9 protein-coding genes are annotated in these 14,717 nt (G+C 65.4%); 7 read left to right on the top strand and 2 right to left on the bottom strand.

All coding sequences use genetic code 11. The features are described from left to right. Positions 1–82: 82 nt before the first annotated feature. Complete coding sequence (locus tag ACI3K3_RS18475) at positions 83–1,453, top strand: FAD-containing oxidoreductase (protein WP_404916296.1); 1,371 nt, start codon at positions 83–85, stop codon at positions 1,451–1,453. Positions 1,454–1,494: 41 nt separating this feature from the next. Further along, the gene (locus tag ACI3K3_RS18480) at positions 1,495–3,135 is read left to right on the top strand and encodes an FAD-dependent oxidoreductase (RefSeq protein ID WP_404916298.1); all 1,641 of its coding nucleotides are present in this window, start codon (positions 1,495–1,497) and stop codon (positions 3,133–3,135) included. A gap of 211 nt (positions 3,136–3,346) precedes the next feature. On the opposite strand, the gene ACI3K3_RS18485 is transcribed toward ACI3K3_RS18480, so the two are convergent. Together ACI3K3_RS18485 and ACI3K3_RS18490 are read right to left on the bottom strand one after the other, a co-directional pair. Next, positions 3,347–4,135 carry an SDR family oxidoreductase gene (locus ACI3K3_RS18485; RefSeq protein WP_404916300.1) on the bottom strand — a complete coding sequence of 263 codons (789 nt, stop codon included), beginning with the start codon at positions 4,133–4,135 and terminating at the stop codon, positions 3,347–3,349. Next, positions 4,132–4,461: a nuclear transport factor 2 family protein gene (locus ACI3K3_RS18490; protein ID WP_404916302.1), complete on the bottom strand. Its 330-nt coding sequence runs from the start codon at positions 4,459–4,461 to the stop codon at positions 4,132–4,134. The genes ACI3K3_RS18485 and ACI3K3_RS18490 overlap by 4 nt, the downstream gene beginning before the upstream one ends. A 96-nt stretch (positions 4,462–4,557) precedes the next feature. On the opposite strand from ACI3K3_RS18490, the gene ACI3K3_RS18495 reads away from it, so the two are divergent. The 5 genes from ACI3K3_RS18495 (at position 4,558) to ACI3K3_RS18515 (ending at position 14,674) form a co-directional block, all read left to right on the top strand. After that, complete coding sequence (locus ACI3K3_RS18495; RefSeq protein ID WP_404916304.1) at positions 4,558–5,451, top strand: LysR family transcriptional regulator; 894 nt, start codon at positions 4,558–4,560, stop codon at positions 5,449–5,451. A gap of 686 nt (positions 5,452–6,137) precedes the next feature. Next, positions 6,138–10,619, top strand: coding sequence for an autotransporter domain-containing protein (locus tag ACI3K3_RS18500; protein WP_404916306.1), 4,482 nt, complete (start codon positions 6,138–6,140; stop codon positions 10,617–10,619). A gap of 164 nt (positions 10,620–10,783) precedes the next feature. Next, positions 10,784–11,194, top strand: a complete 411-nt coding sequence (locus tag ACI3K3_RS18505; RefSeq protein WP_404916308.1) for a DUF2946 family protein — start codon at positions 10,784–10,786, stop codon at positions 11,192–11,194. 77 nt (positions 11,195–11,271) lie between these two features. Continuing rightward, positions 11,272–12,483 (top strand): PepSY-associated TM helix domain-containing protein, encoded by a 1,212-nt coding sequence (locus ACI3K3_RS18510; protein WP_404916310.1) that lies wholly within the window; start codon positions 11,272–11,274, stop codon positions 12,481–12,483. Between the two features lie 4 nt (positions 12,484–12,487). Beyond that, entirely contained in the window at positions 12,488–14,674 is a 2,187-nt protein-coding gene (locus ACI3K3_RS18515) for a TonB-dependent receptor (protein WP_404916312.1), read from the top strand. The last annotated feature ends 43 nt before the right edge of the window (positions 14,675–14,717 follow it).

A 14,717-nucleotide genomic window follows, 5' to 3' on the forward strand; every position in this document is an offset into this window, starting at 1 on the left:
GGTTGTTCGGGCGCGGTAACCCCGCCGCGCTGGTCGAGGATCTGGTGGCGATTGTACTCGGCATCGTGGTGGTGCTGCACGCATGACCCGCCGGTTCGACGCCATCATCATCGGCGCGGGACAGGCCGGGCCGCCGCTCGCGGGCCGACTTGCCGCAGCGGGGCAGAGCGTGGCGATCATCGAGCGCCATCTGGTCGGCGGCACCTGCGTCAACACCGGCTGCATGCCCACCAAGACGCTGGTCGCCTCCGCCTATGTCGCGCACCTTGCCCGGCGCGGAGCGGACTACGGGGTGAACACCGGGCCGATCTCCATCGACATGGCCCGCGTCCATGCCCGGACCAGCGCGGTCGCCGCCGGTGCGCGGGGCCGCAACGAAAAGTGGCTGTCGGGGATGGAGTGCTGCACGCTCATTTACGGCCACGCCCAGTTTGAAAGCGCCCGCACCGTGCGCGTGGGCGAAGAGCTGCTCGAAGCCGACCGCATCTTCATAAACGTCGGCGGGCGGGCGTCGATCCCCGACATGCCGGGAGCGCGCGACGTGCCGCTGCTGACCAACAGCTCGATCCTGGAGATGACGACGGTACCCGAACACCTCGTCGTCATCGGGGGCAGCTATATCGGGCTGGAGTTCGGACAGGCCTTCGCCCGCCTCGGTGCGCGCGTGACCATCGTGGAGAAAGGCCCGCGCCTGGTCTCGCGCGAGGATGCGCCGGTGTCGGCTGCGATCCGCGCCATGCTGGAGGAGGAAGGGCTGGCGATTCGCACCGATGCCGAGTGCATCCGTTTCCATGCGCGCGAGGACGGCGGCATCGACGTGGGCCTTCATTGCAGCGACGATCCTGATACAGTGGCCGCCAGCCACGTCCTGATGGCAGTTGGGCGTGTTCCCAATACCGCTGACCTCGGACTGGAGGCGGCAGGCGTGGAGACCGACGCGCGCGGCTACATCGTCGTAGACGAGCGGCTGGAAACCTCGGTCCCCGGCATCTGGGCGCTGGGCGACTGCAACGGGCGCGGCGCCTTCACGCACACCAGTTACAACGACTTCGAGATCGTGGCGGAAAACCTGCTCGACGGGGCGGACCGCAAGGTGGCGGACCGGATCGCCTGCTATGCGCTGTTCACCGACCCGCCGCTGGCACGTGTCGGCCTCAGCGCCGGGCAGGCCCGGGCGGCGGGCCGCACGGTCCGGATCGGGCGCCGGGCGATGACCCGCGTCGGTCGCGCCGTGGAAAAGGACGAGACGACCGGCTTCATGGAGATCGTCGTCGATGCGGATAGCGACGCGATCCTCGGCGGAACCATCCTGGGCACCGGCGGGGACGAGGCGATCCACGCGGTCCTCGACATGATGGCGAACGGCGCGACCGCCGATTGCCTGCGCCGCACCGTGCACATCCACCCTACCGTGGCCGAACTCCTCCCGACCATCGCGGGGGAATTGAGCTAGGCCGTGCGCTGCAAGCACCATCGAGGAACGGAACGAGCGACATGACAATCCGGGCCACCCGCCAGCACCAGATGTTTCCCGTGCTCAACCCCGCGCAGGTCGAGACTGCGCGCCGCTTCGCCAGCGGGCCGGAGCGGCGGTTCGCGCCGGGCGAGGTCGTCTACGCCATCGGCGAGCAGGGGGTGCCGTCGTGGCTGGTGCTGAACGGCGGCATCGAGGTCTCGCGGCGGCACGGCCTGAACGACGATCAGGTCTATACCACCTATAACGCGGGCCAGTTCAGCGGTGAGGTCAACCAGCTGGCCGGTCGCCCCACCATTGCGCACGGTCGCGCGGGGCCTGAAGGCTGCACTGCGCTGCCGTTCGATGCGCCGCACTTGCGGGCGCTGATGGTGGGATCGGCCGACGTGGGCGAGATCGTCATGCGCGCGCTGATCCTCCGCCGCGTCGAACTGATCGAGGATGCCGAGGCGGGGACGATCCTGATCGGGCGCCCTGGCAGCCGGGCCCTCGTTAGGCTGCAGGGCTTCCTTGCGCGCAGCGGCTATCCCAACCTCGTTCTCGATGCCGAGGTGGAAGGGGAGGGCCGCGCTTTCGTCGAGCGGATGGGGGTGCTGCCGGAAGACCTGCCTATCGTCGTCTGTCCGGACGGCGACTTCCTGCGCAATCCGGGCGAGCTGGAACTGGCGACCTGCCTCGGCATGCTGCCCGAGTTCAGGCAGAACGAGCCTTACGACGTCGCCATCGTCGGCGCGGGGCCTGCGGGGCTGGCTGCGGCGGTCTATGCCGCCTCCGAGGGGCTCTCGGTGGTGGTGCTGGACGAGCGTTCCAGCGGCGGGCAGGCGGGCGCATCGGCGCGGATCGAGAACTACCTGGGCTTCCCGACCGGCATTTCCGGGCAGGCGCTGGCGGGACGCGCCTTTAACCAGGCGCTCAAGTTCGGGGCGGAGATCGCGGTGCCGCTGAAGGTCCACCACCTCGACTGCTCGGAAGCTGGCCTCGCGCTCGAACTGGTGGGTGAACGGCGGATCAACGCGCGGGCCATCGTCATCGCCTCGGGCGCGCGCTACCGGCAGCCCGAGGTGGAGGGGCTCGCCATGTTCGAGGGCAATGGCGTGTCCTACTGGGCCTCACCCATCGAGGCACGGCTGTGCGCGGGGGAAGAGATCGCGCTCGTCGGCGGCGGCAACTCTGCGGGGCAGGCGGTCGCCTACCTCGCGCCGCATGTGAAGCGGCTGCACCTCTTCGTGCGGCGTCCGCTGGCCGAAACCATGTCCCAGTACCTGATCGAGCGCATCGCGGCGCTGCCCAACGTGGACGTGCACGTAGGGTGCGAAGTCATCGCGCTGGAGGGGGATGCGCTCTCGGGACTTTCGGCGGCGACCTTCCGCAAGGCAGCGGGGACCACGCATCGGTGCGAACTGCGGCACCTGTTCCTGTTCATCGGCGCAGATCCCAACGCGGACTGGCTCAAGGGCTGCGTCGATATGGATGAGAAGGGCTTCGTCCTCACCGGCACCGGTCCGCGCCCGCTGGAAACCAGCCGCAAGGGCGTGTTCGCCATTGGCGACGTGCGCGCCGGCTCAACAAAGCGCGTTGCGGCAGCAGTAGGCGAAGGCGCCGCGGTCGTCGCCCAGATTCATGCGCTGATCGCCGAACAGGCTGGAAGGGACACGCCATGACCCCGTTCACCCTAGCGGCCATTCAGGCCTCGATCTCAGAATGGCGTGAGTTGGTCGCTTGCCGCCGGATAGCGGGGGAGACGGCACGCTCACGCTCTTCCTTAGCATGAGGCGCCCTTTCCATCCGAGAGGCCACAGCCTCACCCCTCCGGCTCGCGACGGCAGAAATCTACGCCCCACGACTGCCATTACGAGTATGCCGACCCCTGGCTCAAACGGTGCTGATCGTACCGCCATCTATGACAAATTCAGCGCCGTGGATCGCCCCTGCGCGATTCGAAGCCAGATAGGCAATAAGGTCGGCGACTTCGGAAGGCTCCGCCCCGCGGCCAATTGAAATGCCGCCGAGAGCTTCAAGGACTGACTGCCTCGCATCCTCAATTGTGCCGCCATTCGTTTCCTGCAGGCGCTCCAAGAAGCGGCCCGTCGACTCAGTCATGATCCAGCCGGGGGAGACCACGTTGACCCGCACGCCCTTGGGACCAAGCTCCTTGGAGAGCGATTTGCTGTAGGTCCTGAGCGCGGCCTTGGCGGCGGCATAAGCTGTCGTCGATTCCGGCAAAGGCAGCACGGACTGGATGGACGTGACATGCACCACGGCGCCGCCGCCCTGTTCGATCATCTTGGGCACCAGCAGGCGATCGAGGCGGACGGTCGCCAGAAGGTTCAGGTTCAATTCGGCAAGCCAGTGTTCATCGGTCAAGGCAACGAAGCCGCCGCCCGGCGTGGACGAACCGCCGATGACATGCGCGAGAATGTCAATGCCGCCCAGGCGTTCGAGCGCTGCATCCGCCAGCGTCTTGCTGCCGTCCGGGGTTGCGAGGTCTGCTTGGACGAACTCCACTCCGTCGATGGGGTCCGGCGTTCCGCGCGCGGCGGTGATAACGCGCGCGCCCCCGGCCAGGAAACGGTCCACCGTGGCGCGGCCCGCACCTTTGGTGCCGCCGCTGACGAGTACGCGCTTCCCTGCGAACTCGGTCGGATCAGCCTTGATCGTCATGCCGTGACCTCCACTGCCTTGATCGCTCCGGCTTCGATCGCGAAGCGGTAGGTGAAGCGGATGGGACTGCCGGGAAAGTCACCATGGGCGAGGCCTTCGACGACGACCAGACCGTCTTCGCGGCGGATCGCATCCGGCGTGAAGATGGCTTTCACGGCGATGACCTCTTCCTCGAACAGGATCCGGATCTGGTCGTGGCCCTCAAAGCGTTTTCCATTATCCAGGAAAGCCGCGTCGGCAGCAAACGGCTTGAGCATGGCGTCTGCATCGAGCCGTGCGTTGGCCGCGACATAGTCGGCGATGGGTTTGGGTAGTTCGATCGGCATTGCTACGCTCCTTGCGGTGACGAGGAGAATTTAGCGCCGCACGATGGTTGTGATAATCGGGCTAAAGCGGCATGTGGCGTTGCGAAAGGCGGGACAATGTCGAAACACGGTTTGAACGAATTTGACGCTATTCTCGCGGTAGCGCGGCGCGCATCGTTCCGCGCGGCAGCGCTGGAACTGGGGCTCTCCACCACTGCGCTAAGCAATGCCGTCGGCAAGTTGGAAGGGCAGCTTGGCGTCCGTCTGTTCAATCGCACGACTCGCAGCGTGTCCCTCACCGATGCTGGACGAAATTTCGTCGAGCAGGTTGGGCCCGCTGTGGGCACCCTCCACGAAGCGATGGGAGCCGCTCGGTCACAGCAGGAAACACCCTCAGGAACTCTGCGAATCAATGCTTTCGCCACAGGCGCACGGGAGATACTCGGCCCACTTTTGCTGAAGTTCCTACGACATTATCCCAAAGTTCACATCGATCTCGTCACCGAAGGCCGGATTGTCGACATCGTCGCTGAGGGGTTCGACCTCGGGCTGCGAAGCGCGAGCCTGGTGCCGACCGACATGATCGCCATTCCAGTCGGACCTCCGCGCAGTTTTGCCGTCGTTGCGTCGCCCGCATATTTCAAGGACAACGACAAACCCCGCACACCCCCGGACCTACTTCATCACTCCTGCCTGCGCATCCGGCTGCCAAACGGCGCGCTGCATCGCTGGCACTTCGAGAAGAACGGCCAGCCCGTTTTAATCGATGTTTCCGGCCCCATAACCCTGGACGAGGCGAGCCTGTCGCGCATCGCCGTGCTCGATCATGTCGGCATCGGCTATTTCATGGAAGCTGACGTCCGGGACGACATCCAGGCGGGACGCCTGGTCCGTGTCTTGGAAGACTGGACACCGCCGCTCGCACCCTTGTGCCTCTATTATCCTAGCCGGCGAAATGCTTCAGCTGCCTTCAGGGCCCTGATTGAGATGGCGCGACAATCACCCAGGTAATCGACTTGCCGGGACTACTTTTGCCATCCAATATCATTCTCGGTGCTGGGCTGAATGGCGCTATCTGGTCGACACTTGCCGGGGTAGCAGACCGTCAGCAGTTGGGGATCAAAATTGGCTGCTGAGAGTCTTAAATGGGTCGGTTTCACCGCGGCCGAACGCCGGATCGTGGGACAAAACCGACGTTTTCGAACCGGGTCGGGAATGGCGGTCCGCATCCAACACCCGCCATTCCTAAAGCCAAAACGATCGTTCCAGGAATGTGCGAGACTGGCCGATAGGCGAATGTCTGGTTAGGAGCCGCGTGACGGATACAGCCGACATCTCAGCGGCGCTAGCTACCGACCACTCAATGTGTTTCGGGGTAGCCGTTGAAATGTCCATCGGCGTCGGAACCGGTCTACGCCCGTTAAGCGGCGGCAGACCGCCGTGCATGAAGACCGACGATCGTCAACTCGATAGTGTCGACCATGAAAGTCGAGAAGTCGGTGATGGCGGCACCGATATCAGAATCGGACGCATAGGCCACCAACAGCGCTTCGGCTATTCAGAAGGACTTCCAACGTTTTGTCACAGATGGCTTACCACATGAAACCAAGGACCAACTACAGCTGGCGCTCACGGACCTCGGATGTCGGAGACTGGCCGTCGGTGGAGGCAGCATTGCCGTCAGCAGCGGCCTGACGGTGAACGGCGGCGCGACGTTCGACATTTCTGGCACGACTGCTGGCGTCACGATCCAGGCGCTGAGCGGCGGGGGCAATGTAGCGCTCGGCGGCAAGGTGCTGACTGCCGACCAGGACTCGAACACCAGTTTCGCAGGCGTCATCGCGGGCACGGGCAGCCTGACCAAAGCGGGCACGGGTACGCTGACGCTGACGCTGACGGGCGTGAGCACTTATGAGGGCGGTACCGTGGTGGGTGCAGGGACGCTGGCGTTGAGCGGTGGAGCCAGCATTGCCGCCAGCACCGGCGTGACGGTGGACGGTGGCGCGACGTTCGACGTTTCTGGAACGACCGCTGGCGCCACGATCCGGGCACTGAGCGGCGGGGGCAATGTAGCGCTCGGCAGCAAGGTGCTGACTGTCGATCAGGTCTCGAACACCAGTTTCGCAGGCATCGTCGCGGGCACTGGAAGCCTGATTAAAGCGGGGACGGGTACGCTGACGCTGACGAGTGTGAGCACTTATGGTGGCGGCACCCTAGTGGGTGCAGGGACTCTGGCGTTGAGCGGAGGCGCCAGCCTTTCGGACAGCAGCGGCGTGACGGTGAACGGTGGCGCGACGTTCGACATTTCTGGCACGACTGCTGGCGTCACGATCCAGGCGCTGAGCGGTGCGGGCAATGTAGCGCTCGGCGGCAAGGCGCTGACTGCCGACCAGGCCTCGAGCACCAGTTTCGCGGGCGTCATCGCGGGCACGGGCAGCCTGACCAAAGCGGGCATGGGCACGCTGACGCTGACGGGCGCAAGCACTTATGGTGGTAGCACCGTAGTGGACGCTGGGACGCTGGCACTGAGCGGTGGAGGCAGCATTGCCGTCAGCACCGGCGTGACAGTGGACGGTAGTGCGACGTTCGACGTTTCTGGCACTACCGCTGGCGTCACGATCCGGGCACTGAGTGGAGCAGGCAATGTGTCGCTCGGCGGCAAGACTCTGACCATCGATCAGGCCTCGGCCACCAGTTTCGCAGGCACTGTCAGCGGTATCGGCGGCCTGACCAAACAAGGCACGGGCACGTTGACGCTGAGCGGCGTCAATACTTATGGCGGTGACACTGTAGTCGCCGCAGGGGCGCTGGCACTGAGTGGCGGAGCCAGCCTTTCGGGCAGCACCGGCGTGACGGTGGACGGTGGCGCGACGTTCGACATTTCTGGCACGGCCATGGACGCCACGATCCGGGCGCTGAACGGCGCGGGCAATGTAGCGCTCGGCGGCAAGGTACTGACTGTCGATCAAGCGTCGGCCACCAGTTTCGCGGGCGTGATCGGCGGTACCGGCGGCCTGACCAAGCAGAGCGCGGGCACACTGACCCTGACGGGCGTGAGCACTTATGACGGCGGCACCACAGTCGATGCTGGTACGCTGGCGCTGAGCGGCGGTGCCAACATCGCGAACAGCACCGGAGTGACGGTCAATAACGGCGCGACGTTCGACATTTCGGGTACGACCGCTGGCGCTACGATCCGGGCGCTCAGCGGCGCGGGCGATGTGTCGCTCGGCGGCAAGGCGCTGACTGTCGATCAGGTCTCGAGCACCAGTTTCGCGGGCGCCATCGCCGGTAACGGCACCTTGACCAAGCAAGGCACCGGCACGCTGACGTTGACGGGCGACAGCAGCGCATGGACCGGTACGACGACGATATCGGTCGGCAAACTGGTCGTGGGCAATGCCGTCGGCGGCGCGCTGGGCGGCGACGTTACGGTGGACGCGGCGGGTACGCTGGGCGGTTCGGGCGTGATTGGCGGCTCGGTCCGTGTTGACGGCACGCTTTCCGCGGGCAACAGCCCTGGCACCTTGACCATCGCCGGGAACCTCGATCTTGGTGCCACGTCGCGCTCGTTGTTCGAGCTCAATGCCCCTGGTGTCGTTGGCGGCACGAGCAACGATCTGATTGCGGTCGGCGGCGACCTGACGCTTGGCGGCGCGTTGGATGCGCAGGTCGCGGCGGCGGGTTATTATCGCCTGTTCGACTACGGCGGCGACCTGCTGGCCGGCAGTTTTGCCGACGAAAACGTGACCTCGATCAATGCCGATTTCACGGTAGCGAACCATCAGGTGCAGACCGGCATCTCCGGACAGGTCAACCTGTTCGTTCGCGGCGAGGGCCAGATCCTGCAGTTCTGGGACGGTGCCGATACGGTGGGCAACGGCATCGTGAACGGTGGCGGCGGAGCCTGGAGCGCGAGCGGAACCAACTGGACCGGCGCGCCGGGAGAGGCCGACTTCAACGGCACCTGGCAAGGTTCGGGGTCGGTAGCCGTCTTTGGCGGCGCCAATGGCAGCATGGTGACCGTTTCCGGCACGCAGAGCTTCGATACGCTGCAATTCTCGGCCAACGGCTATGCGCTGGATGGTGGGGCGCTGGCCTTTGCGCCTGCTTCGGGCACCGCGGCAACCGTTCAGGTGGACGGCGGCGTCACCGCGACGATCGGCTCGACGCTGACCGACGGTGCGTCCGCTACCCGCCTGAACAAGACCGGCTCCGGCACGCTGGTTCTTAGCGGCAACAATCTCTATTCGGGCGGAACCACGGTTTCGGGCGGCACGCTGGTGGGCAATGCGGCCGCGATCCGGGGCGACCTGCGCAATGCCGGCGTGGTGATCTTCGATCAGGCCAGCGATGCATCGTTTGCGGGCTCCATCGCCGGGCTCGACGGCAATGCGGGCACGATGGTGAAGCGCGGCGCGGGCGAACTGACGCTGACCGGGGCTTCGGCGCTCGACTGGACGATCGAATCCGGAGCGCTCGTGACGAACACGCAGTTCTTCACCGGCAACGCGGCGGTCACGTCCGGCGCGACGCTGACTTTCAGCCAGGCCGAGAACGGCCGCTATGACGGACGACTTTCCGGGGCGGGTACATTGTCCATCGATGGCGGGGCCGGGATCGAGCTGACAGGGGATAGTAGCGCATTCAGCGGCGAGCTTCGGGTTGTTTCCGGCCGGCTCGTCGCCACCGGCGCAATTGGTGGCACGGCCCGCATCGGTGCAGGAGGCGTCCTGGCGGGCAATGGCGGGGTCGGCACCACGATCATCGGCGCCGGCGGCATCGCCTCGCCCGGCAATTCGATCGGCACGATCACCGTCAACGGCAATCTCGTGTTCGAGCAGGGCTCGTTCTATGAGGTCGAGGTCGATCCGCTCACCAGCGGCAGCGATCAGATCAGGGTCACCGGCACCGCGACGCTCAACGGCGGCACCGTTGCGCATATCGGCTTTGGCGGGAACTATCGCCCGTCGGCCAGTTACACCATCCTGACCGCCGCGGGCGGGGTTACCGGGACCTTCGACGCCGTAAACTCGAACTTCGCGTTCCTGACGCCGACGCTCGGCTACACCGCCAATACGGTGACCCTGACGCTGAAGCGCAACGACGTCAATTTCACCGAAGTGGCCGCAAGCGCCAACCAGCGCGCGGTGGCCGGCGCGACCGAAACCCTGGGCGCCGGCAACGCGATATACGACGCATTGGTGGTGGCCGACGCCGCGACGGCGCGTGCCGGATTCGATGGGTTGTCGGGCGAGGTCCATGCCTCGTTGCGCAATGCGATGGTCGAAAGTGCCGGGTTCATCCGCTCCGCCGCGCTAGATCGTCTGCGCAACGTCAGGACCGAGACAGGCGTCGGCTATTGGATGCGGGGTGTGGGCGGTCAGCGCCGGGTCGATGGAAACGGCAACGCCGGTGGCCTGAAAATCCAGAGTGCCGGCGTGCTGATGGGCGTTGACGCGATGGTGGGCGAAACGGTCCAACTGGGCGTCTTCGGCGGTTGGCTGAACAGCGACGTCAAGGTGAAAAGCGTCGCTTCCAGCGCCGATGTCGATAGCTGGTCGATCGGATTCTACGCCGGAGGAGAGCTGGGTCGGTTCAATCTTCGTGCGGGGGCCGCGCTCGGCGCCTACTCCGGAACGACGAAGCGCGGGATCGCAATTGCGGATTTCGACGAAAGCGCGAAGGCCGATGTCGGCGGTTCGGTGCTGCAAGGCTTTGGCGAGATCGGCTATCGCGTCACGCTGGGCGACACGCAGATCGAGCCGGTTGCCGGGATCGCGCACGTCGTGCTCGACAGCAAGACCGCGCGCGAGCAGGGCGACGCCGCAGCCTTGCAGGTCGCCTCGGGTTCGACAGCGACGACCTTCACGACGCTTGGCGCGCGGCTTGCCCACGGGTGGAACGCGGGATCGGCGCGGGTCGTGCTCGATGCCGCCGCCGGGTGGCGGCATGCTTTCGGCACCCGCCGCCCCGACGCACGCGTGGCTTACGCAAGCAACGTTGCGCAGTCTTTCACCATCAGCGGTGCGCCGATTGCCGAGGATATGCTCTCGACCGAACTGGGGCTGGGCATCGCCTTGTCCGCCAGCACCCGGATCGATCTGCGTTATACCGGAGACGTGGCGGGCAGCGCGTCCAATCACGGTGGGAACGCTACTTTCGCCTGGCGCTTCTGATATCTGCAGGGAAGCGCTTCGATCCGGGGAATGTCTCCGCTTCGACGCGCTTCCGGCTAGATGGAGGCGAGCAGTCTTCGCGGGGGTGATGACGCAGAGTTGCGGCGGGGGCGGACAATTTGGCCACGTGACTTTTCTTTTTGCGGTCGTTACCCGCGATTCCGATGTTTTCGCTGCGCGCCTTTTTTCGTGACCATTTGGGGCTTTACGCCCTGGTGATCGCGCTGGCGCTCGCGATGAAAATTCTTGTGCCTGCAGGTTACATGCCGGGCGAACAGGCAAAGACCTTCACCGTCCAGATCTGCGCGGATGCGCAAGGTCGGCACCTCACCCAGCAGATCGCCATTCCGATGAAGGGCGATTCCAGCGACAGCCAGGACAAGCACGTCGGCGGTGACGGCGTTTGCAGCTTCACCGCGCTGGCGATGGGCTCGCTTTCGGGCGCCGATATCGTCCTGCTGGCGGTTGCGCTGGCGTTCATTCTGGCGACCGGCTTTACGCCGACGACGCCTCCGCGCCTTGAGCGCATCTTCCACATCCGACCGCCCCTGCGCGGCCCGCCCGCTTCGGCCTGACAGACCAGCCCTTTCCCGTCTGATCACCCGGACGCGCCGATTGCGTGCGCATCCGGGCCGAAACGAAGCCTTCCTCCATGTCAGAAACACTGCGTTTTCGCGCAGGGCCAGAGCTTGGCGGCGTAACCACACGCCGAGCAGCAAAGCGTCCTGCACGCACGATCATAAGGCAGGTCCACCTGTGGCTGGGCCTTACCATCGGCCTGCTGTTCGCGATGCTGGGGCTGACCGGCTCCGCCCTGGTCTTCTACGTCGAGATTGACGGCCTGTTGCATCGGCAAAGCCATGTCGTTGCAGAGGGGGCAGGGCCGGGGTGGTCCTCGCCAGTATGGGACCGGGTCTTGTCGACCGTCCACACGCGGTGGCCATCCGCTGAAGGCCAATGGCGGTTCGAGGTCACCGGCGAGGCGGGGCCCATCCCTGCGCGCTATTACGGAGACGGCGGCCATTCGCATTCGATGATGGTCTGGCTTTCGCCGGATGGCAGCCGCGTGCTGCGCCGCGAGCAATGGGGTGAATACCTCATGACCTGGATCTACGACCTGCACATGAACCTGCTGGCCGGAGACTTTGGCAAGCAGGTGGCGGGATGGTCCGGCATCGCAATCCTCACCCTGCTGCTTACCGGCCTGGCCGTATGGTGGCCGCGCGGCACTTTGCGCAAGGCGCTGGCGTTCAAACGCCAGGCGGCCCCGCTGCGCCGTCTCAGGGACTGGCACAAGCTGTCCGGGCTGTGGGGGCTGCCGGTGCTCATTATTCTGGTGGCCACGGGCGTGCTGCTGGCCTTGCCGCAGGAGCGCGACTGGGTGCTGGCGCGCACGCTTGCGCCTCTCGATGCACCCGTAACCCCCGCTGTCACTGCCGGGGAAGGGCCCGCGCAGCCGCTCTCCCGGTTGCTGGAATCCGCGCACCGCGCCGTGCCGGACGCGAGACTGGTCTGGATCGAGATACCCGGAGACGCATCGGCGCCGGTGCGCTTTCGCGTTCAGGTGCCGGGCGATCCCAGCAGGCGCTTTCCGCGCAGCTACATCCATGTGGACCGCCACAGCGCGTCAGTGGTGGCCTTCGCCGATTACCGGCGCAGCGGCGCTTCGAGCGCTTTCAACACGTGGCTGCACCCGCTTCACGACGGATCGATCGGCGGTTTGCCGGTCCGCATCCTGGTCTTTCTGTTCGGTCTCGTTCCGCCAGCGCTGTTCGTGACCGGGCTTCTTCATTGGCTGCGCCGCCGCAAGGCGGCTCGCCGCAGCCACACCGATATTTCCAGAACATACCGACAGGGAGCATGACTTCATGCGCACATCCATTTTCGCTCTCGCCGCAGCCTTGCTGGCTTCGCCCGCCCTGGCCGACGAAGCGCCCGACAACGGCACGATCACCGTCACCGGGCAGCGCGATCCGTTGAAGCTCGAACAGCGCAGCGACGCCGCGAGCCGGCTCGACCTTACCGTCATGGAAACGCCCGCCAGCGTCGAGACGCTGACCCAGGCGGACCTCCAGTTCCGCGGCCTTCGCACCGCGCGCGAGGCATTTGCCGATGTTCCCGGCGCTATCGCAGGCAACGTTCCCGGCAACCCGGCCGTCGTCAGCATGCGAGGCTTCGCGGGCAATGTCGTCTCGATCCTCCAGGACGGGGTTCGCATATCCTCCTCCACCGTCGTCCAGCGCGACACCAACACCTGGCACTTCGACCGTATCGAAGTGATCAAGGGGCCCGCCTCGGTGCTGTTCGGCGAAGGTGCACTGGGCGGCGTGATCAACAAGGTGACGCGAAAGCCCACGTTCGATGGCAACCACATGGATGGGCTGCTCAGCTACGGCAGCTTCGATACGGTCATGGCGGCGGGCGGCGTCAACTATCGGATATCCGACACACTGGCGCTGCGCGCCGATGCCAGCAACCTGTCGTCCGACAGCCTCTACGATGTCGACAACAACCGGACGCGCTCCAGCGGCCTGACGGCCAGCCTGCTTTTCCGGCCTTCCGCAGACCTTTCGGTGCTGCTGGCGGTCGATCACTACAGCGACCGGGCGGACAGCGCCTACCAGGGCGCGGTGTTGATCCCGCTCGCCTATGCACGCGACCCCAGCGATGCCGTTTCAACTGCTAACGGCTATGTCATCGACAAGGCGACGCGGCATCGCAACTACACGCCCGATGGAGGATATTCCGGCGCGACCGACACCACCATCCGTTCGCGCATCGACCTTTCGCTGGGTTCGGGCTGGTCGCTCGGCACCGACCTCGTCTGGTACACTGCGGACCGTGCCTTCGTGAACAACGGCACCCGCACATTCGTGGCGCCGGGTGAGGGGTTCCCGAACGGCAGCATCCAGCGCGGGCTCACCCGTTTCTACCACGACCACGAATTCTGGAATGTGCGCACGGCGCTGGGCAACGAGGGGGTGATCGCCGGATTGCGCAACCGCTTCACCCTAGGCGTGGAATATAACCACACCGAGCTTTCCAGCCTGCGCGAGACGAGCACCGCCACGCTGGTAGAGCCGGTCGACCCCTTCGACCCGGTGGTCGGAACGTTTCCCACCAACGGCACGCAGTATCGCGCCTCGAACGTGAACTTCGATTCCAGGCTGAGGACGATCTCGATCTTTGCCGAGGATGCGCTGAACCTGACGCCGCAGTGGCTGCTGGTAGGTGGCATCCGCTACGACCACATGGACCTGGACCGCGCCTCGACCGATTACCTGGTGACGCCCAACACCGTCACCCGCGCGAACCCGGTCTTCGAGCCGATTTCCTGGCGCATCGGCACAAGCTATGCGGTGACGCCCGGCCTGACGCTCTACGGGCAATACACTACGGCTGTCAGCCCGGTTTCCTCGATCCTGCTGATGCCGCTGGCCAACACGCGCTTCAAGCTGACCAAGGGCTATTCCTATGAAGGCGGCTTCAAGCTGGCCGCCTTCGACGAGCGGCTGACGGTGACCGGGGCTGCATACCGGATCGTCCAGAACGACATCATCACCCGCGATCCCACCAATCCCACCTTGAGCGTTCAGGGCGGCACACAGTCCTCGCAAGGGCTGGAAATCAGCCTTGGCGCTGCGGTCACGGACAATCTCTCGCTCGGGGGCAGCGCGAGCTATGTCGATGCCCAGTACGACGAACTGATCGAGGCGGGCGGCGTGGATCGTTCCGGTAACAGGCCGGTCAACGTTCCATCGACCACGGCCGCGGCGAACTTCGCCTATCGGCTGCCCGGCCGGCCGGTGACGCTGAGCGGCTTTGCCCGCCATGTCTCGGGTTTCTACACCGACACGGCCAATACCGTCTTCGTGAAAGGCCGCACGACGTTCGACGCCGCCGTTTCCTGGAAAGTGGCCGAGGCTCTCACGGTGGCCCTGCGCGGGCGCAACCTGACCGACGCGTTCTACGGCGAATACTCGGGCTATGGCGCCAACGACATCTACATCGGCGCCCCGCGCAGCGTCGAGGTATCGCTGGCGACGCATTTCTGACGCGCGTCTTCAGCGCGCGATGACGCCCGACCCCGCAAAAGCC

Origin of the sequence: Novosphingobium sp. ZW T3_23 (assembly GCF_044987305.1) — a bacterium.
Taxonomy (GTDB): domain Bacteria; phylum Pseudomonadota; class Alphaproteobacteria; order Sphingomonadales; family Sphingomonadaceae; genus Novosphingobium.

What these genes read in the sequence shown, in the direction of transcription:
- ACI3K3_RS18475 (WP_404916296.1), top strand. Translation starts at nt 83, where the DNA reads ATGACCCGCCGGTTCGACGCCATCATCATCGGCGCGGGACAGGCCGGG.
- ACI3K3_RS18480 (WP_404916298.1), top strand. Translation starts at nt 1,495, where the DNA reads ATGACAATCCGGGCCACCCGCCAGCACCAGATGTTTCCCGTGCTCAAC.
- ACI3K3_RS18485 (WP_404916300.1), bottom strand. Translation starts at nt 4,135, where the DNA reads ATGACGATCAAGGCTGATCCGACCGAGTTCGCAGGGAAGCGCGTACTC.
- ACI3K3_RS18490 (WP_404916302.1), bottom strand. Translation starts at nt 4,461, where the DNA reads ATGCCGATCGAACTACCCAAACCCATCGCCGACTATGTCGCGGCCAAC.
- ACI3K3_RS18495 (WP_404916304.1), top strand. Translation starts at nt 4,558, where the DNA reads ATGTCGAAACACGGTTTGAACGAATTTGACGCTATTCTCGCGGTAGCG.
- ACI3K3_RS18505 (WP_404916308.1), top strand. Translation starts at nt 10,784, where the DNA reads ATGTTTTCGCTGCGCGCCTTTTTTCGTGACCATTTGGGGCTTTACGCC.
- ACI3K3_RS18510 (WP_404916310.1), top strand. Translation starts at nt 11,272, where the DNA reads ATGTCAGAAACACTGCGTTTTCGCGCAGGGCCAGAGCTTGGCGGCGTA.
- ACI3K3_RS18515 (WP_404916312.1), top strand. Translation starts at nt 12,488, where the DNA reads ATGCGCACATCCATTTTCGCTCTCGCCGCAGCCTTGCTGGCTTCGCCC.